The following is an 18,080-nucleotide window of genomic DNA, read 5'->3' as shown; positions in this document are numbered from 1 at the left end:
CGAGTGACGGATTCGGCCGTCACAGGCCCGCTCCTAGCGTCGGACCCGAACGTCGATCCGACGAAGGGAAGCGTGCTGCGCGCCGAGGTCGGCGACACCATCGTGGTGCACTTCCGCAATGCCGACCATCGCTACCGGTGGCCGCACAGCCCGAGGACAACCCGGGGCAACTGGCTCCACCACTGCCACGTCGTCGAGCACATGGCCGGCGGAATGGTCGGCCACTACCGGGTGAGCACCTGACACCCGCCCTCGTCCGCAGAGCCGGCCGTGAGGCGTTGCGGAGGGGCTTGTTGTCCGTCGGGCGCGGGCGGCCCCCTTCCCAGAACGCACGAGGGAAGAAGCCGTTGCAGCCCCGCGGACCACGCGGTAGCCAAGACGATCCGGCGGGCTCGACGATGCCTCGTCGTCCTTGCCGTCGTGCCGTGGGCGGGCCAGCATTCTCGGGTGGCAGCCAATGAGTTGGAGCAGAGTCTTCTTGACGCGGTCCGCGACGGCGAGATGCTCGACCTGGCAGGTGACAGCCCCGTCGACGAGGCCGCAATGCGGTCTTGGGACAGCACCCGCACTGTCCCGGCGGTGCTGATCCGTGACCTGGTCCGCGGTCGCCGGAACATCGAGGCGGACCCGCACGGGCTGCGACTGCGCGGGGCGCGCATCACCGGCCGCGTCGACCTTGCGAACATCACCAGCGATCTGCGCGTCGAACTGGTCGACTGCTTCGTCCCCGACGGTCTGAACCTTTGCGACAGCCAACTGCCCGGCCTGGTGCTGGACGGTTCCTGTTTCGGGCACCCCACGGGTTCGCACGACCCGCCGGTCGACGCCACACGCTTCACCGCCCCCACGGTGACGATGCGCCGGGCGGTTGCGCACGCCGACACGCCTTCCGGCGCGGTCCGGTTCCTCGGCGCCCAGCTCGGTCTGCTGGACTGCGACGGTGCGCGGTGGGAGAACACGGGCGGTCCCGCCCTGAACGCCGAGTCTCTACGGGTCGATCACAGCGTGTTCCTCCGCGACGAGTTCCAGGCCACCGGCGTCGGGGAACAGGGCACGGTCCGGCTCGCCTATGCTCACCTCGGTCGGCTCGCGTGCGACGGGGCGCGGTTGGAGAACACCTCCGGACCCGCCCTGCACGCCGACGGCCTGCGGGTCGACCGAGCCGTGTTCCTCCGCGCCGGATTCCGGGCAACCGGCACGGTCCAGCTAGTCGATGCCCACCTCGGTCTGCTGGATTGCGACGGAGCGTGGTTGGAGAACACCTCCGGACCCGCCCTGCACGCCGACGGGCTGCGGGTCGACCGAGCCGTGTCCATGCGCGCCGGATTCCGGGCAACCGGCGCCGGACACTGCGTGCTCGCCTTGAACGGTGTGTCTGTCCACGGTTCGCTGATGTGGGACACGAGCGGGGTGAACCGGTCGGGTCAGGCCGCAGGTGCCCTGGTCGGCATCAACGGGCTGACCTACGCCGACCTGCCGGCGCCAGTCGAGTTGTCGCGGTGGCTGGAGCTGTTGCGTGACCACACGCCGGGCTACTCCGCTCAGCCGTACCAGCAGTTGGCCACCGTCCACCGTGCGGCCGGTCACGACAGTGAGGTGCGGGACATACTCATGGCGCAGCGGCGGGACCAGATCGGCCGCGGCGCGCTTCGGGGTCGTGACCGGGCCTGGGCCCGCTTCACCGGGCTCACACTCGGCTTCGGCTACCAACCCTGGCGAGCCCTGCTGCTGCTGTTCGCCGTCGTCGCCAGCTCCGTCGCACTGGCGGTCGTCCTCGGCGGGCCGGGCGGCGGCCTGGAGCACTCCGCCGGCCCAAGCACGTCCACGACGCCGTGCAACGTCGTGGAGCGGATCGGTGTGGGTTTGGATCTGGGCCTGCCGGTGGTCAAGACGGGGGCGCAGGACCTGTGTGTCCCCACCGACACCCGTACGGGGCAGACCCTCACTGTCACCGGCTGGCTGCTACAGCTCGCCGCATGGGCGTTCGCCACCCTCTTCATCGCCGGCTTCACCGGCGCTGTGCGCAAGACCTGACGATTCGCCGAGATGAAGACATGCCCGAAATCACGATCGGTCCGGCGATCGCGAGGCGGGATTCCAGCCCGCGACCTGCCCACGCAGGGAGCGCCGCTCCACCCGCCCCGTGCGCGGTACCCCACAGCACATCCTCGACGTGCTCGACATCTCGCGGCCACCGCCCTCGCCGACCGCACAGACCGGCCCCCGCGCGGGCGCGCGGGGGCCGTCTGCGGGAGAGGCCGGCCGATACCGGCCCGGGTCCCTACGGGCGGAGCTGGACCTGCGTCTGCGTGCCGGTGGACTGCAAGGGCTGGACGCCCTGGGCGAGGAGGGTGGCGGTCAGGGTGACGGGGGCGGGGGCGGGGTGCGCCTCCTTGAAGGCGACGGTGAAGGTCGTGCGGTAGGAGCCGCCGGGGCCGAGGTCGGCGCTGGTGGGCGGCACGACCACCCCGGACAGCGTGCCCGCCGGGTCGGCGGTCAGGGTGAGCGGCTGTCCGTCGGCGGTCACCGTCAGGTCACCGGCCTTGAGGCCGCCGGCCCTGGAGAACTGCAGCTTCGTGCCGACCGACGCGTACGCGGCGCCGTCCGCCGGGCTGGTGAAGGTGACCGAGCCGCTGAGCGGGGTCGCGCCGGTCTTGGCGGGGGCCGCGGCGGCCATCGCGACCTTCGCCGCGCTGGTGCTGCCGACGCTGAACTCGTACACCGTGCTGTTCACCGCGAGGTTGTCGACGTACGTGTCGAGGCTCTGACCCGCGCTGCCCAGCCTGCCGACGCCCGCCATCACGCCGACCGCGCCGTCATCTGCCGCATTGCAGGCCGTGGCGTAGTCGCCCAGCGTGTGGACGCTGCCGGCGTCGAAGCCTGCCACTGCGCGGGAGGTCGACCACTGGGAGGTGCTGCCGGCCACGAAGTGCCGCCAGGTGTCGGCCACCGCGCCCGTGCGTCCCAGGCTGTCCTTCGCCAGTTGCGGCTGGAAGCTGAGCGTGGTGGAGGCACCCTGGCACAGGACGGGCAGTTGCAGCTCGGCGCCGTACGGGACGGCCGCGGCCGAGGAGGTCCAGCTCCTGACGTACATGTCGTACGAGGGGGTGGCCGCGGCGATGCCGGTCAGCGGGATCTTGCGGTTGAACCAGTGGGTGACCTGGGACTGCTGGGCGACCGTCCCGGCGGCGACCGCCAAGTGCAGGCTCCCGTTGAACCGGGCGCCGTCCGCGAACGGCGAGATCTCCGCGACGCCCGCGGACCGGTTCGCGTGGGCGGGGTCGTCCTGGAGGCGCAGCCAGGAGCGGGAGGGTCCCAGGTCGTTCGCGGTGACCTGCTGCAGGACGTAGGCGGTGGCGTGCGCGCCGGGGGCGAGGGCGACGCTTGGGATGGCCACGGCAGCCGTGGCGAGGACCCCGGCGAATGACGCGCCGAGGCGGGCGGGGAAGCGGGACATGCGGTGGAACTCCCATCGGCAGGGGGGCTTGTCGAGGGCGGATACGTCCCACCGTCGCGGCACCGCGACGCCTTCTCCGGTCCTTCTCCACCCGGACGGCCCGGCCCCTGCGGTGGCCGCCTGCCATCTCACGCCGCCCGCAACCCCGCCCGCAGCGCCTGCCCCGCCCAGATCGTCTTGCCCGTCGGCGTCTGGCGCGTCCCCCAGCCCAGGGTGAGCCGCGCCACCAGATGCAGCCCGCGGCCGCCCTCGTCGCTGATGGGGGCGCGTTGACCGACACCGCGCTCTGCACGGACGGACCTGCGCGGTCGCCGGCCGACCTCGCCCCGGCGCCGGAACACCGCCCAGGCCACCGCTCCCTCTACGTCGGCCACAACCAACACCGCGACATGGGCCGCCGACCGGCTGGCCGACCCCTTCGGGAAGGCCATCGGGCACAGCATCGTCGCCAGCGCCCGCCTCCGCCGCGGCAATTATGAGGACGCCCGGCACCACCTGCGCCACGCCCTCGACCTGTGCCGCGACCTCGGCGACCGCCCACTGGAAGCAGACATCCTCAACCGCTTCGGCGACGCCCACCATGCCGCACACAACCCCAATGCAGCCCAAGAAACTTGGCAACTGGCCCGGGACATCCTCACCGACCTCGAGCACCCCCACGCCGACCAGATCCGCGGCAAACTCGCTCTGCACAGTGACCGGCCCGGCCGGAAGTCCCGGCCAGGAAGCGCGTCAAAGGGCGGTACGAGCTTGACGTCTCACCTCATTACTGCTCGCGTTCCTTGACCGACTCGGCGCGTGCGGCGGTCTTGCCAACATCCTGGATCGGGCCTTGCGCTGGTTGCGGCTGCCGCGCGGACGTCCGGGCCGGGCCTGTCCCGTTTCGGTGCGGCAGTGACAGAACGCCTTCGAGCGGGCGTTGCGAAACCCTCGCGGGCTACCGACGAAATGCGGCTCGTGAGGTGACGGAATGCCGGTCGCGAAGTCGGCGGGCCGGGCAGCGGCCTCGCGTCTGCCAGGATCTGCCGCTCCCGGCCTCATAGCCGGGTCAACGCAGGAAGTCCGGCACATCCAAGTCACCCGGCAAGTCATTCGGCGGGAGGTGAACGGGGAGACTCCGACCCCAGTCCTCCTCCGACGTTCGGCGGATGTGGATGAGACGAAGGTGGACCCCGTCGGGTGCTGCCAGGCCTGCCTGTACCGCCCTGCTGCGGGCCTGCTCCCACGTCGGTGCCCGGTCGTAGGTGTGCAGCGGATGGTCGTTCCTCCTGGGTACGTCCCACGTGTGGCGGATCTCCCAGCCGTCGAGATGCTGACCGGTGTAATCGTCTGCGGGCAGCCACCGCTGCTCCGTTTCAGACCAGTACAACGTCCTTCCGCGGACGGCTTCGCCGACCGGGTCGAGGTCAATGAGCGCCAGCCGGGCGGTTTCGCTCAGATGCTCTGGGAGGATCAGTGTCGTTGGGCTGGACGTGTCGGGAAGCCGGGTCTCGAGCTCGCTCTCCGGTGATCTCACGTGGCGTCGCAGCCGGATGCGACCCAGAGCGCGCACGGTGGACTCACCCAGTTGCTCGCCGAGCTTCTTCGCCCATTCCTCAAGGAACGGGCCTAACGCCTTGACCACCAGGTAGCCGACCACGACCTGCTCGGCAGCAGGCTCCATACTGGGAAAGGCCATGGGCGTGGACGACGCACTGGTCTCCCGTGGCGGGCGGACGGCCCCCAGCCGTGCGTCTGCTTCTCGCTTCCATGCCTCGGGCACGTCCTCTCGCCCCCAGATGGCCTGCTCTGCCCTGTCGAACGCCGTACCGGCACAGTCGAGCAACCGGACCCGTTCCTCCTCCGTCACCACCACGAACTGTGGGTCGTTGCCGGACGCGCCGCAGTGATGATCACTCCCGGCGACCGTGACGCCCGCGGAGTGGGCCAGGTACACGCCCCGCTCTGTCATCATCTCGAACAGGGCCACACTGAGTTCGCGTGATGAGCTGCTCACCTTGGCCAGGGCGTATGCATCCCAATCGAGCTGGTCGGCTTCGGCATGGCGCCCGGTCTCGTAGAGGGCCTGGGCCAAAGAGTAGAACGCGAGGGTCCTCTCCTGAACGTCGCCTCGCGTGCGAGCGTCCACCAGACGGGCCCATGCGGTGTCGATGTCGAACACTGACTCACTCATGCACCTCACTGTGCCGTACCACCCGAGCGGTCGGCAGATAGGGCAACACGGAGTTCCCTCAGGAACGCGGCTGTTCCGTGAGCTTGCCCTTGCGCAGGACGAGGATGCGGTCGGACCGGGCGGCCAGTTGGTGGGAGTGCGTCACGACGACCACGCATTTCCGCTGCCCGTGGGCGAGTTCACGGAAGGTGTCGATGATGCCCCGGGCGGTGTCCTCGTCGAGGTTTCCGGTGGGTTCGTCGGCGAAGAGGATGTCGACGTCGCAGGCGAGGGCGCGGGCGATGGCGACGCGCTGCTGTTGGCCGCCGGAGAGCTGCAGCACATTGCGCCGGGCCATGTCCTTGTCCAGGCCGATCTGTTCCAGGAGCTGGAGGGCGCGACTCTTGCGGCTGCCCGACGGCGGTCTGGCACCGGTGATCTCCATGGCGGTGGTGACGTTCTGGAGGGCGGTCATGTAGGTGAGGAGGTTGTACTGCTGGAAGATGGTGGCGGCGTGCCTGTTGCGGTAGCGGCCGAGGCCCAGCTCGGTGAGGTCACGGCCGTCGAAGCTGATCGCGCCCCCGGTGGGGGTGTCGAGCCCGCTGGCGAGGCTGAGCAGGGTGGTCTTGCCGCTGCCGGAGGGGCCCAGGACGGTGTAGAACGTGCCGCGTTCGAAGGCGTAGTCGATGTTCCTCAGCACCGTGGTCCGGCGGCGCTGGCCGGAGTAGGTGTGGCTGACGTCGGTGAGGCGCAGGACGGGCGGGGTGGGGGTGGTGCCGGCGGCGGTGGCGCGGGTCATGGCGGGTCACTTGCCCTTCGTGAGGATGACGCGGGGGTTGAGGCGCAGCACGGCGCCGGCCGGGACGGCGGTGGCGAGCAGGCCGATGCCGAGGCCGACGGCACCGACGGTGGCGAGGTCCGCGGGGGTGAGCGCCACGGTGATCCTGTCGATGGGGTCGGCGTTCTCGACGGGCTTGTCGTTCGGGTCGATGCCTTCGCCGAGGCCGGTGCTGCCGGGTGCCGGGGGCTTCCACGCGTCGAGCTTGCGCTCGGCGGCGCCTGCCTCCCTGCCGAGCAGCGCCTGCCCCGCGCTCTGCGTCAGGCGCGCGGCGAACAGGGAGCTCAGACCGATGGCCACTGCCGCCACGAGGACGATCTCCAGAGCCTGCTGCGCGATGAGCATGCCCTTCCTCTCGCCCATGGCCAGCAGGACGCCGTGCTCCTTGCGACGCTGCCTGACGGCGAGTTGGGCCAGCAGAGCCAGCACGGCCGCGCCGGCGACGCCCATCATCCACATGGCGAGCGTGGCCGTGGACCGGATGCTCTTGAGCGGGCCCGTCATCTGCCGGACGGCCTTGTCGTTGGCGTCCAGCGTGAAGCCGTCGAGTGCCGCGCCCGCGACCCGCTTCGCCCCGTCCCTGAACGCGCCCTGCGCATCGGCGTCCTGGAGGAGGAAGGTCGCCGTGCCGACCCGCAGCCCCGCGTCGTGGTCCGAGCTGAGCTTCGCGAGGCCGCCCACCGTTCCGTACAGCATGTCGGCCGGGCTGATGCCGTACTCGGGGTCGGGATCCGCGGTGGGACGCGGGTCGCGGTAGATGCCCGCCACCGAGAAGTCGGCCGTGGTCTTCTCGTCGTTTCCGGCCAGGGTGATCCTGTCGCCGACCTTCAGGCCGTTCTTGCGGGCCAGCCGTTCCTCGATCAGGAGCAGTTTGGTGTCCTTGTCGGCGGCCGTGAGGTGCCTGCCGGACAGCAGGGTGAACCTGCCGCTGCGGAAGGCGTCCAGCAGCGAGGTGTCCAGGACACCCATGCCGACGGTGCCACCGGGGCCCATCGGGTCCTTCGGCCCGCCGTCGGCCAGCTGGGCGCCGCCCCTGAGGACGGCGCGGTCCCAGTTCGCGTACGTGTACTTCTGGACCTGGGGCAGATGGCCCAGCTTGTCGACGGTCGAGGCGTCGATGCGCGGGGCCTGGAGGCCGGCGCCTGCGTGCAACTGGCTTGGGTCCATGGCGAGGTTGACCTCGGCGCCCACGGAGTGCCTGGCGTGCCGCACGGCCTGGGCCGTCGCTTCGTTGATCAGGATGCCGGCCAGCGTCATCACGGAGATGACGACGAAGGTGGCGAGGGTGATCATGGTGCGGCCCTTGCGCGCCCACAGGCTCAGCCCTGCGCGCTTCACGAAGTTCATAGGGATCAGCTCTCTCGGTCCGTGGTGATCGACGGGCTATTCGGTGTCGGTGAGGATGGAGCGGGGGTGCAGGCGGAGGATCCCGATGCCCGGGATGACGGTGGCGACCAGAGAGATCCCGAGCCCGATACCGGCGACCTCGCCGACGGCGGCCGGCTCGACCCGTACGGTCGGCGGAGCGATCCCGGGATCCTCCGCGTGCGGCCCCGCAGCCGGGCTGTCGTCCTCGCGGCCGAGGAACGCGTCGCCCGCGGGCTGTCCGGCGAGCGCACCGGCGAGCGCGGCGAGCGCCACGGAGGGCAGGGCCACCGCCGCCACCTCCACGGCGTGCTGGCCGATGAGCTTCCATTTCCGCTCGCCCATCGCGAGCAGCACCCCCAGCTCGGCACGCCGCTCCCGGATCTGCAGCATCACGACGAGACCGAGGATCAGCGCCCCGGCCAGGGCGATCACCCGGACGATCAGCCCCGCGAACGTGCCGACCCGCTGGATCGGGCGGACCTGGTCCCGGTACGCCTTGTCGTTGACCCGGAAGTCGAAGGTGCCCTTGCCGAGGAGGCGTTCGGCCTCGGCGTGCAGCGGCCGTTCCTGGTCCGGCGAGCCGATCCTGTACACGGCCTCGCTGACCGGTGCGGGACCGGTGCCCAGCCTTTGCGCCGTGCCGACCGGTACGTACAGCGTGTTGCCGGGTAGTTGGTGCGGGGGCTGTCGGCCCGGCGGGTCCTGCGTCGGGTCCTCGAAGACGCCGACGATCTCCAGTGGCACGGTGCGCCTTCCGTCCGCCGAGCACACCCGCAGGGTGTCGCCGACCCTGAGGCCGTTCTTCTCGGCCAGGCGCCGCTCGACCAACGCGACGCCCTTGTCCGCGTCGCCGGGGGTGATGCCGCGCCCCGCCATGACCTTCATCGACCCGTACGAGAAGGGCAGCAGCATGCCGACGTCACGGACGCCGTTCACGGCCATGGGGGCCTGCTCCCGCCCCTCGTGCTCCCCGCGCTTGGTGTCTCCCGCTTCGGGCGGGTCCGAGGACAGCGGCGTGAAGCCACGCGCCCCGGCGCGCACCGAAAGCTCCGGGTTGTAGCGGTGCACCAGGTCCGAGCGGCCGAGCCGGTCGGCGAGGGCCGGGGTGAGGCCCTTCTTCTCCACCGTGACGTCGACACCGATGGTGCGCTGCGCGTCGGCCTCCTGGCGGGCGGCGGCCCCCTGGAGCAGGAAGCCGCCCAGCAGCAGCGAGCAGAGGACGAAGAAGATGCCCAGCAGGCCCGCGGTCCTGGACATTCTGGCACCAAGGCTCATCCCGGCGCGCTTGACGAAGTTCATGCCGACGACCAAAGCAGGAGGCTGTTTGCAGCGGGATAAGCGTGTGACAGCGGCATAAGGACCACAGCCGGAGGGCCTGCGGCAACGGCAGGACCGGTCGAAGCGGGACGCGAGGCTGCTCCCCGTACGCCGGGCTCTGCGCGCAGCGCTCCGGCGTCCTTATCCCCCTGCAATCGCCCTCTTGGTTTCATGACGGCATGAGAGTCCTGGTAGCCGAGGACCACCGTGTTCTGGCCCGTACCGTCGCCACCGGTCTGCGCCGTCAGGCGATGGCCGTCGACATCGCCTCCACCGGGGCCGAGGCCGAGCAGATGTGCCTGCTCACCGCGTACGACGTGCTGATCCTCGACCGCGACCTGCCGGTCATGAGCGGCGACGAGGTGTGCAGGCGGCTCCGCGAGCTCACAGACCCGCCGCGGATCCTGATGCTGACCGCGGCCGGCGAACTCGCCGACAGGGTCTACGGACTCACCGCGCTCGGCGCCGACGACTACCTGGCCAAGCCCTTCGACTTCACCGAGCTGGTGGCCCGGGTGAGGGCACTGAGCCGCCGGGCGCCGAAGGCGGCACCCGCTGTGCTGCGCTTCGGGGACGTCACCCTCGACGAGACACGGCGTGAGGTCTCGGCGGCGGGCACCCCCCTGGAGCTGACACCCAAGGAGTTCGCAGTCCTCAGTGTGCTCGTGCGGGCCGGCGGAGCGCCGGTGCCGCACGACGAGCTGGTCCGCAGAATCTGGGACGAGCACCTGGACCCGCGCACCAGCGCGGTCCGCGCCACCATCAGCCGCCTGCGCGGCAAGCTCGGCGATCCCGGTCTGATCCTCGCCGACAAGGGAGAGGGATACCGGCTGTGCGACTGAACCCGCGGACTCTGCTGAACCGGCTGCCCTTCCGCACCCGCATCGCCGTGGCCTTCTCCGGGCTCCTGCTGTGCACCGGCGTCGCCCTGCTCACCTTCGTGGTGCTCCTCGCACGCTACGGAACGCAACAGCAGGTACAAGGCATCGCGGTCAGATACGGCGAGGTCCCGAGCGGCCTGGCCAGCGCCCCGGCCTCACCCTTCGCGCCCGTGCTCGGCGGCCCCACCCGGCCGGACCACACCCGCCCCTCCACGGACAGCGTCGCCGAGATCCAGAAGATCGACCAAACGGTGCAAGCCGTCCAGGACACGGCCCTGCGCCAGATGCTGCTCTGGTCCGCCGTGGGCCTGCCCGTCATAGCCGTACTGGCCGGGCTGCTCGGCCGGTGGCTCGCAGGACGGGCGCTGCGCCCCGTCGCCTCCGTGACCGAGGCAGCCCGCCGCATCAGCGAACAGAACCTGCACCAGCGCCTCGCCCTCACCGGCCCCTCCGACGAACTCCAGCGCCTCGCTGACACGTTCGACACCATGCTGGACCGGCTGCACAAATCCTTCGAGAGCCAGCGCCGCTTCGTGGCCAACGCCTCCCACGAGCTCAAGACCCCCCTCGCGGTGCAGCGCGCCAGTCTCCAGATCGGTCTGGCCGATCCCCTTCCCGAGGGCCTCGCCGACGTCCGCGAGGACCTGCTGGACGCCAACCGCGAGGCCGAGCAGCTCGTCAACGCCCTCCTGCTGCTGGCCCGCGGCGACCGCGGCCTGGAAGAGACCGAGCCCGTGGACCTCACCGACACCGCCCGGCTCGCGACCGCCGCACTCACCCCGCAGGCGGCCGAGAACGGTCTGCACATCGGCTTCCACGCCGCCAGGACGCCCGTGGTCGTCGCCGGCGACCCCGTGCTGCTCCGCCACCTGCTGACGAACCTGATCCGCAACGCCGTCCAGTACAACCATCGGGGCGGCCACGTCCGCGTACGCGTCGACGCCCGGACCGTGACGGTGACCAACACGGGCCCCCTCGTGCCCGCCGACCGGATCCCCGACCTGTTCGAGCCCTTCCACCGCCTTGACGGAGACCGCACCGCCACCACCGGCCACGGCTTGGGCCTGTCCATAGCCGCCTCCATCGCCACCGCCCACCACGCCACGCTCACCGCCGGGCCCGGAGCACGGGGCGGACTCACCCTCACCCTGCGCCTTCCCTGAGCTTCAACGGCCTTACGCCGAAAGGCAGTCGGCGGGTCGCGGGCGGCGGAGGAAGAGGGTCGAGGCCAATGCGGCGGCCGCCGCCAGGGCCGCGTTGGGCCGCCTTGCGCGCCGCCACGAATCCGCCGGAAGCAAACGCAGGCTTCGCGCACGCGAGAACGGCCCTCGGCTCTCGGGGCGGTGAGGACGCCGGCGCGAGGGTTTGGCCAGCCGTACGAAAATGCCGGTAACCGCTGGTGCGGGGGGACGAAATCCGCAGGTCGCGGGCGTCCTAGGCTCCCTCCCAATCGAGCGAGGGAGGGCTGCCGTGCCGGTGTCGGGCGGGTTGAACGGGGTGGGGGCGTGGCTGCGCGAGCGGCTGCCGGGGCTGCTTGCGGAAAGCGGGGTGCCGGGGGCGGCGGTCGCGGTGGACGTCGGGGGCGAGGTGGTGGAGGCGGCGGCCGGAGTGCTGTCCACGGCCACCGGGGTGGAGGCGACCACGGATTCGCTGTTCCAGATCGGTTCCATCACCAAGACGGTGACCGCCACGCTGGTGATGCAGCTCGTGGACGAGGGCCTGCTGGACCTGGATGCACCGGCGCGGAGCGTGCTGCCGGAGTTCCGGCTCGCCGACGAGCGGGCGGCACAGACGGTGACCGTACGTCAGCTGCTGTGCCACACCTCGGGTTTCGAAGGTGACGTGTTCACCGACACCGGTAAGGGCGACGACTGCCTGGAGCGTTATGTGGACGCTCTGGGCGGCGAAGCGCAACTGTTCCCGCCGGGCGCGATGTTCTCCTACAACAACGCCGGCTTCTCGGTGCTGGGCCGGATCGTGGAGGTGCTGCGCGGCGAGCCGTTCGACGTCTGTGCTCGCACCCGGCTGTTCGCGCCGCTGGGCATGGACCACACCGCCTGCGACCCCTACGAGGCGGTGCTGCACCGCACCGCCGTGGGCCACGTCGGGCACAAGCCGGGCGGCCCGCTGGAGCCCACCGGGATCTGGGCGCTGCCGCGTTCCACCGCTCCTGCGGGGTCCATGCTGGCGATGCGGCCGAGGGACCTGCTGGCGTTCGCTCGGATGCACTTGGACGACGGGGCGGGGCTGCTGAGCCCCGAGAGCGTGCGGGCCATGCGGCAGCACCAGGTGGCCCAGCCGGATGTGGACCTCGGCACGGGCTGGGGCCTGGGCTGGGAGCTGTACGCCGGGCCGACCGCCTCGGGCGGCAGCACGGAGCTGATCGGGCACGACGGCGGAACCATCGGCCAGGCGGCCCGGTTGCGGATGGTGCCCGCACACGACCTGGCACTGGTGGTGCTCACCAACGGCGGCAGCACCCAGCAGGTGTTCGCCGAGATCGTGAACCGGGTGCTGGGCGAACTGGCGCAGATCGAGCCCCACTCGGCACCGGTGCCGCGGCCGGAGGCACTGGTGCCGCACGCCTCCCGCTACGTGGGCACGTACCGAACGCCGACCGGTGAGACCACGGTGGGCCTGGACGACGCCGGGCGGCTGTGGCTGGAGCGTACGCCCCTGGGCGTCGCCGCCGACCTGGACGAGCCCGCGTACCGCACCGAACTCGTGCACTGGCGCGGTGACTCGGTGCTGCCGCTGGAGCCGGAACGTGGCGCGCACGCGCGGATGGCCTTCATCGGCGACGACGGCCGCGGTCACGCACTCTTCCTGCACACCGGACGGGCCGAGCCGAGGGCGGCGCAGTGAACGGGCTGCACGAGCGGGCGTACGTCGCCGACCTGCACAACGACCTGCTGTGCGCGGTCACCGAGCGTCCCGTGGACCGCTGGGCCGATTTCTTCCGAGAGCGCTGGCTCCCGCAACTACGGGCCGGCGCAGTGGACTTGCAGGTCCTGCCGGTGTTCGTCGACGACCAGTACAGACCCGAGGGCGCACTGCGCCGCACCCTGCGCATGATCGAGGCCGCGCACCGGCTCGCGGAAGTCAACGCCGACGCGGTGGCGCTGTGCACCGACAGCGTCCAGATCGACCGGGCCGCCGCCGAGGGACGCACCGCGCTGGTGCTGGCGCTGGAGAGCGCCCCGGGTGTCGGCGAGGACGTCGAACTGCTGGAGACGCTGTTCCGCCTGGGCGTCAGGATCGCCTCCCTGGCCCACTTCGGCCGCACCGCGCTGGCCGACGGCAGCGCCGAGGACGCCGCGGGCGGACGGCTCGCCCGGGCCGGTGTCAGCGCACTGGCGGAGATGGAGCGCCTTGGGATGCTCTTCGACGTCAGCCACCTCGGCGCGGCCGGGGTCGAGCATGTGCTGGAGCTGGCGACGCGGCCGGTACTGGCCACCCACTCCAGCGCGCGGGCGCTCTTCGACCACCACCGTAATCTGACGGATGCCCAGATCCGGGGCATCGCCTCCGGAGGGGGCGTGATCGGCGTCAACTTCTTCGGCGGCTATCTGCACGCCTGCGACTACTCGGTGGACCGGCTCGTCGACCACTTCGAACACATCGCGGGGGTGGCGGGCATCGCCCACGTGGCCATGGGGCCGGACTTCATCAAGGAAGTGCTGGCCGACACCGTCCCCCTGTGCTGCGAGGAGGTGGCGGTGGAGGGGGCGCCCATGGACTCCTACCTCCCGGGGCTGGAGGGTCCGGCCGGGCTGCCCCTGGTCACCACCGCGCTGCAGCGGCGCGGCTGGCCGGAGGAGGACATCCGCGCGGTGCTGGGCGAGAACGTCCGGCGGCTGCTCCACAGGGAGTTGGACCGCTCCGCCGCCGCATCCTGACACCGTCGCCGAACGGTCCGGGAGACGGTCCGTGACACCGCTGGGACCGCAGCGACTCTTCGTACTACCGGACGAACGCACCAGCGAAGGTTCATCAGCTCTCACGAACAGTGCACGCCCCCGCTGTCCCACCATCGTCGGACAGCCGAGGAGAGGGAGACCCCTACCATGGACCGTATTGACGACCGCGTGCTGACGGTCCGCGACCTGTCGGTCGAGATCCGGCGCGGCGACCGGATCGTCCGCCCGGTGTCGGGCGTCAGCCTGACGCTGCGTCGCGGGGAGACACTCGGCATCGTCGGCGAGACCGGCTCCGGCAAGTCCATGACCGGCCTGGCCCTGATGGGCATGCTGCCGGCCGGCGGCACGATCACCGGCGGGTCGATCGACTTCGACGGCACCGAACTCGTCGGCCTCCCCGCCGCCCGCTACCGGGCGCTGCGCGGCAACGACATCGCCATGGTGTTCCAGGACTCCCTGACCGCGCTCAACCCCACCCGCCGCGTCGGCGACCAGGTCGCCGAGCCGGTGCGGCTGCACCAGCGGGTGTCCCGGCAGGCCGCACGGGCGCGGGCCGAGGAGATGCTGGCGCTGGTGGGCATCCCCAGGCCCGGCGAGCGCATGGACGACTTCCCGCACCAGCTCTCCGGCGGCATGCGGCAGCGCGTGATGATCGCCATGGCCCTGGTCTGCGAACCCCGGGTGGTCATCGCCGACGAGCCGACCACCGCGCTGGACGTCTCCATCCAGGCCGAGATCCTCGAACTGCTGGACGACCTCAGCTCCCGCCTCGGCATGGCGATGATCCTTGTCACCCACGACATGGGCGTCATCGCCCGCCACGCCGACCGGGTGGCCGTGATGTACGCGGGGCGCACCGCCGAGACCGGCGGTACCGCCCCGCTCTTCGCCCACCCGCGGCACCGCTACACGCACGCGCTGCTGGCCTCCATCCCCTCGCTCGCCCAGGACCGCGCCGAGCCGCTCTTCAGCATCACCGGCTCCCCACCGGACCTGTCCGCGCCGCGGACCGGCTGCCCCTTCGCGCCGCGCTGCGCCGCCGCCACCGACCGATGTCGCAGCGAGGACCCGCCGGTGTCCACCGCGGACGACGGCCACAGCTACGCGTGCTGGGAGCCGGCGCCCGAGCCGGAGGTACGGGACCGGCGCGCCACGGTGACCGTCACGGAGCGCGCGGCGACCGCGGCAACCACGGGGCAGGCCGCGGCAGAGCCCCGGCTGTGCGTGGCCGACCTGCGCCGGGAGTACCCGGTGGGGAGCCGCAACCCGCTGCGCGAGCGACGCACCGTCAAGGCCGTCTCCGGCGTCAGCTTCGAGGTGGCGGCCGGCGAGACGTTCGGCCTGGTCGGCGAGTCGGGCTGCGGCAAGTCCTCGCTCGGCCGGCTGCTGGTGGCCCTGGACCGGCCCGACTCCGGCGAGGTGGTCTTCGAGGGCACTCCCGTCACCGCCCTGAAACCGCGTCAGCTCGCCCGGCACCGCGGCCGCCTGCAGATGATGTTCCAGGACTCCAGCACCGCCCTCGACCCCCGGATGCGCGTCGGAGCCGTGCTGCGCGAGCCGCTCGCCATCCAGGGCGTGGGCACCCGCGCCTCACGTACGGCCCGGGCCCGCGAACTGCTGGCCGACGTCGGACTGGCGCCCGGCGTCCTGGAGCGCTTCCCCCACGAACTCTCCGGCGGCCAGCGTCAACGCGTGAACCTGGCCCGCTCCCTGGCACTGGACCCGACGGTGCTGGTGGCCGACGAACCGGTCAGCGCACTGGACGTCTCGGTCCGCTCCCAGGTCCTCAACCTGATGAAGCGGCTCCAGCGCGAACGCGAGCTCAGCAGCGTGGTGATCTCCCACGACCTCGCCGTGGTGCGGTACCTGTCCGACCGTGTAGGCGTGATGTACCTCGGCAAGCTGGTGGAGACCGGCACCACCGAGGAGGTGTACGGCACCACCGCCCACCCCTACACCGCCGGCCTGCTGGCCGCGGTACCGGACGCCGACCCGGCCGCGCCGCCGCCCGACCCGAGCGCCCGGGTACGCGGCGAGCTGCCCAGCCCCATCGACCCGCCCAGCGGCTGCCGTTTCCGCACCCGCTGCCCCCACGCCACCGAGGTGTGCGCGACGGCGGAACCGCCCCTGACCGCGGTGGTGGGCACCCACCAGGTCGCCTGCCACCACCCCCTGATCACCCGTCAGCCGACGTCCCGTCAGCCGGTCCCCCAGCGGCAGGGAAGTGAGCGCGCATGACCTGGTACGTGGCCCGACGACTGGCGGTGTCCTGCGCCGTCCTGGTGGGCATCTCCGCGGTGACCTTCTTCCTGCTGCACGTGGTGTCCGGCGATCCGGGACGCGTGGTGCTCGGCCCGCGGGCCTCGGCCGCGGCCGTCGCCGACTTCAACCGCGCCCACGGCTACGACCGTTCGGTGGTGGTGCAGTACCTGAGCTACCTGAGACAGCTCGCCCACGGCGACCTCGGCCGCTCCTACAAGCTCAACGAGAGCGTGGTCACACTTCTCAGGCAGCAGGCCGGCCGCAGCGCCATGCTGTCGCTGGCCGGCCTGGTACTGGCACTGCTGATCTCCGTCCCTCTGGGCATCGCGCAGGCCGTCCGGCGCAACAGCCTGCTCGACCGCGGCACCACGGCCCTGTCCTACGTGCTGTACGCCACCCCGTCGTTCCTGCTGGGCCTGGTGCTGATCGACTGGTTCAGCCAGGAACTGCCGTGGTTCCCGGCGGAGGCCTCGCAATCGCACTCGGCCTGGGCGGTGATCACCGAGCCGCGTTCCATGGCACTGCCGGTGATCACCCTCGCGGTGACCAGCGTCGCCCTCTTCGCCCAGTACCAGCGCTCCTCCGCGCTGGATGAGCTGGGCCTGGACTACATCCGGGTGGCGCGTGCCAAGGGCCTGCCCGAGCGGCTGATCCTCACCCGGCACCTGCTGCGCAACGCCTGCCTGCCGCTCATCACGCTCGTCGGCACGTTCATCCCGGCCCTGCTGGCCGGGAATCTCATCGTCGAGTCCCTGTTCAACTACCGCGGCCTGGGCCTGCTGTTCCTCAACAGCCTCCAGCAGGAGGACTACCCGGTCCTCCTCGCCTACACCCTCATCGGCGGCGTGCTCACCGTCCTGGGCAACCTGCTCGCCGACCTCGCCGTCGCCGCCGCCGACCGCCGAATCGAGCTGCAGAAATGACCACTGTCCCGCTGCGAGCGACCGAGCCCACCGAGCCGCAGACCCTGCCCCTCGGGGAGCACCGCTCCCCGCGCGTCGCGGCGCTGCGCACCCTGCGCAACCATCCCCTCGGGCTGGCCGGCGGACTGCTGCTGCTGGCCGTCCTCGGCTTCTGCTTCCTCGGCCCGCTGTTCCACCGCACCGACCAGACCCATGTGCAGCTCCTGGACGCGGCGCTGCCGCCCGGCGGCGGCCACCTGCTGGGCACCGACACCAACGGCTTCGACGTGCTGGGCCGGCTGATGGTGGGAGGCCGGGTGTCACTGGAGATCGGCCTGCTGGCAGCGGCCTTCGCCACCGCGTTCGGCACCCTGTACGGCGCGGTGGCCGGGCTGGCGGGGGGCGTGGTCGACGGGTTCCTGATGCGGGTGGTCGACACCCTGCTGTCGGTGCCCTTCCTCTTCTTCGTGCTGATCCTCTCGGCCCGCTTCCACGCCGACGCGCTGTCGCTGTCGCTGGTCATCGGCGCGTTCTCCTGGCTCGTATCGGCCCGGCTGGTGCGCGGCGAGGTGCTGACGCTCCGGGTGCGGGAGTTCGTGCTGGCCGCGAAGGTGATGGGTTCCTCGCGGCGGCGGCTGATCCTGACCCACCTGGTCCCCAACGCCCTGGGCGTGATCATCGTGGCGGTCACCTTCCAGGTGGCCGACGCGCTGCTGGTGGTCTCCGCACTGGGCTTCCTCGGATTCGGCCTCCAGTACCCGGCGGCCGACTGGGGCAGCCAGCTCGCGGACGCCGCCACCCACATGTCGGCCGGTTACTGGTGGCTGATCTACCCCGTCGGCGCCTGCATCATCCTCACCGTGCTGGCGCTGAACCTGCTGGGCGACGCGCTGCGCGACGCCGTCGGACGCCGCGCCGACTGACCTGGGACAGGACCCCCAGCGCCCGGACCGCCCACTCCCGCACTCCTCCTTTCCCGACAC

Annotated in this window: 16 protein-coding genes; 10 read left to right on the top strand and 6 right to left on the bottom strand. The window is 71.4% G+C overall.

All coding sequences use genetic code 11. The features are described from left to right. The first annotated feature begins 3 nt into the window (after positions 1–3). Both AB0M29_RS19345 and AB0M29_RS19340 read left to right on the top strand, forming a co-directional pair. On the top strand, positions 4–243 hold the full coding sequence (locus AB0M29_RS19345; protein WP_365384020.1) for a hypothetical protein: 240 nt from the start codon (positions 4–6) through the stop codon (positions 241–243). 204 nt (positions 244–447) lie between these two features. After that, positions 448–2,034, top strand: coding sequence for a hypothetical protein (locus AB0M29_RS19340; RefSeq protein ID WP_365384018.1), 1,587 nt, complete (start codon positions 448–450; stop codon positions 2,032–2,034). Between the two features lie 247 nt (positions 2,035–2,281). Here the strand turns inward: AB0M29_RS19340 and AB0M29_RS19335 are convergent, their stop codons facing one another. After that, positions 2,282–3,457 carry a hypothetical protein gene (locus tag AB0M29_RS19335; RefSeq protein WP_365384017.1) on the bottom strand — a complete coding sequence of 392 codons (1,176 nt, stop codon included), beginning with the start codon at positions 3,455–3,457 and terminating at the stop codon, positions 2,282–2,284. 128 nt (positions 3,458–3,585) lie between these two features. Further along, positions 3,586–3,831, bottom strand: a complete 246-nt coding sequence (locus AB0M29_RS19330; protein ID WP_365384015.1) for a hypothetical protein — start codon at positions 3,829–3,831, stop codon at positions 3,586–3,588. On the opposite strand from AB0M29_RS19330, the gene AB0M29_RS19325 reads away from it, so the two are divergent. Further along, positions 3,758–4,243: a tetratricopeptide repeat protein gene (locus AB0M29_RS19325; protein ID WP_365384052.1), complete on the top strand. Its 486-nt coding sequence runs from the start codon at positions 3,758–3,760 to the stop codon at positions 4,241–4,243. The two genes, AB0M29_RS19330 and AB0M29_RS19325, sit on opposite strands and share 74 nt — an antisense overlap. 262 nt (positions 4,244–4,505) lie before the next feature. Here the strand turns inward: AB0M29_RS19325 and AB0M29_RS19320 are convergent, their stop codons facing one another. Genes AB0M29_RS19320 through AB0M29_RS19305 form a run of 4 tightly spaced genes read right to left on the bottom strand, consistent with a single transcriptional unit; the run spans position 4,506 to position 9,114 of the window. Next, positions 4,506–5,630, bottom strand: coding sequence for a hypothetical protein (locus AB0M29_RS19320; protein WP_365384013.1), 1,125 nt, complete (start codon positions 5,628–5,630; stop codon positions 4,506–4,508). Positions 5,631–5,688: 58 nt separating this feature from the next. Then, positions 5,689–6,408, bottom strand: a complete 720-nt coding sequence (locus tag AB0M29_RS19315) for an ABC transporter ATP-binding protein (RefSeq protein ID WP_365384012.1) — start codon at positions 6,406–6,408, stop codon at positions 5,689–5,691. 6 nt (positions 6,409–6,414) lie between these two features. Next, complete coding sequence (locus tag AB0M29_RS19310; RefSeq protein WP_365384010.1) at positions 6,415–7,794, bottom strand: ABC transporter permease; 1,380 nt, start codon at positions 7,792–7,794, stop codon at positions 6,415–6,417. A gap of 36 nt (positions 7,795–7,830) precedes the next feature. Further along, a complete protein-coding gene (locus tag AB0M29_RS19305; protein ID WP_365384008.1) occupies positions 7,831–9,114 on the bottom strand; it encodes an FtsX-like permease family protein in 1,284 nt (427 codons plus the stop codon). Positions 9,115–9,311: 197 nt separating this feature from the next. Between AB0M29_RS19305 and AB0M29_RS19300 the strand changes: the two genes are divergently transcribed. The 7 genes from AB0M29_RS19300 to AB0M29_RS19270 all read left to right on the top strand — a co-directional run bounded on the left by AB0M29_RS19300 (position 9,312) and on the right by AB0M29_RS19270 (position 18,020). Beyond that, entirely contained in the window at positions 9,312–9,974 is a 663-nt protein-coding gene (locus AB0M29_RS19300) for a response regulator transcription factor (protein ID WP_365384006.1), read from the top strand. Continuing rightward, on the top strand, positions 9,965–11,176 hold the full coding sequence (locus tag AB0M29_RS19295; protein WP_365384004.1) for a HAMP domain-containing sensor histidine kinase: 1,212 nt from the start codon (positions 9,965–9,967) through the stop codon (positions 11,174–11,176). The genes AB0M29_RS19300 and AB0M29_RS19295 overlap by 10 nt, the downstream gene beginning before the upstream one ends. A 307-nt stretch (positions 11,177–11,483) precedes the next feature. Then, the gene (locus AB0M29_RS19290; protein WP_365384002.1) at positions 11,484–12,878 is read left to right on the top strand and encodes a serine hydrolase; all 1,395 of its coding nucleotides are present in this window, start codon (positions 11,484–11,486) and stop codon (positions 12,876–12,878) included. Beyond that, positions 12,875–13,912: a membrane dipeptidase gene (locus AB0M29_RS19285; RefSeq protein WP_365384001.1), complete on the top strand. Its 1,038-nt coding sequence runs from the start codon at positions 12,875–12,877 to the stop codon at positions 13,910–13,912. The genes AB0M29_RS19290 and AB0M29_RS19285 overlap by 4 nt, the downstream gene beginning before the upstream one ends. A 168-nt stretch (positions 13,913–14,080) precedes the next feature. Continuing rightward, positions 14,081–16,171: an ABC transporter ATP-binding protein gene (locus AB0M29_RS19280; protein WP_365383999.1), complete on the top strand. Its 2,091-nt coding sequence runs from the start codon at positions 14,081–14,083 to the stop codon at positions 16,169–16,171. Further along, positions 16,168–17,118, top strand: coding sequence for an ABC transporter permease (locus tag AB0M29_RS19275; protein ID WP_365383998.1), 951 nt, complete (start codon positions 16,168–16,170; stop codon positions 17,116–17,118). The genes AB0M29_RS19280 and AB0M29_RS19275 overlap by 4 nt, the downstream gene beginning before the upstream one ends. Then, complete coding sequence (locus AB0M29_RS19270) at positions 17,115–18,020, top strand: ABC transporter permease (protein ID WP_365383996.1); 906 nt, start codon at positions 17,115–17,117, stop codon at positions 18,018–18,020. The genes AB0M29_RS19275 and AB0M29_RS19270 overlap by 4 nt, the downstream gene beginning before the upstream one ends. Positions 18,021–18,080 lie beyond the last annotated feature (60 nt).

Origin of the sequence: Streptomyces sp. NPDC051976 (assembly GCF_040680795.1) — a bacterium.
Lineage (GTDB): Bacteria > Actinomycetota > Actinomycetes > Streptomycetales > Streptomycetaceae > Actinacidiphila.
The sequence above is the reverse complement of the archived record's forward strand: the minus strand, read 5'-3'. Positions and strand labels throughout refer to the sequence as shown.

Coding starts and splice junctions, on each gene's coding strand:
- AB0M29_RS19305 (WP_365384008.1), bottom strand. CDS start 9,114: ATGAACTTCGTCAAGCGCGCCGGGATGAGCCTTGGTGCCAGAATGTCC.
- AB0M29_RS19335 (WP_365384017.1), bottom strand. CDS start 3,457: ATGTCCCGCTTCCCCGCCCGCCTCGGCGCGTCATTCGCCGGGGTCCTC.
- AB0M29_RS19275 (WP_365383998.1), top strand. CDS start 16,168: ATGACCTGGTACGTGGCCCGACGACTGGCGGTGTCCTGCGCCGTCCTG.
- AB0M29_RS19310 (WP_365384010.1), bottom strand. CDS start 7,794: ATGAACTTCGTGAAGCGCGCAGGGCTGAGCCTGTGGGCGCGCAAGGGC.
- AB0M29_RS19315 (WP_365384012.1), bottom strand. CDS start 6,408: ATGACCCGCGCCACCGCCGCCGGCACCACCCCCACCCCGCCCGTCCTG.
- AB0M29_RS19300 (WP_365384006.1), top strand. CDS start 9,312: ATGAGAGTCCTGGTAGCCGAGGACCACCGTGTTCTGGCCCGTACCGTC.
- AB0M29_RS19320 (WP_365384013.1), bottom strand. CDS start 5,630: ATGAGTGAGTCAGTGTTCGACATCGACACCGCATGGGCCCGTCTGGTG.
- AB0M29_RS19280 (WP_365383999.1), top strand. CDS start 14,081: ATGGACCGTATTGACGACCGCGTGCTGACGGTCCGCGACCTGTCGGTC.
- AB0M29_RS19270 (WP_365383996.1), top strand. CDS start 17,115: ATGACCACTGTCCCGCTGCGAGCGACCGAGCCCACCGAGCCGCAGACC.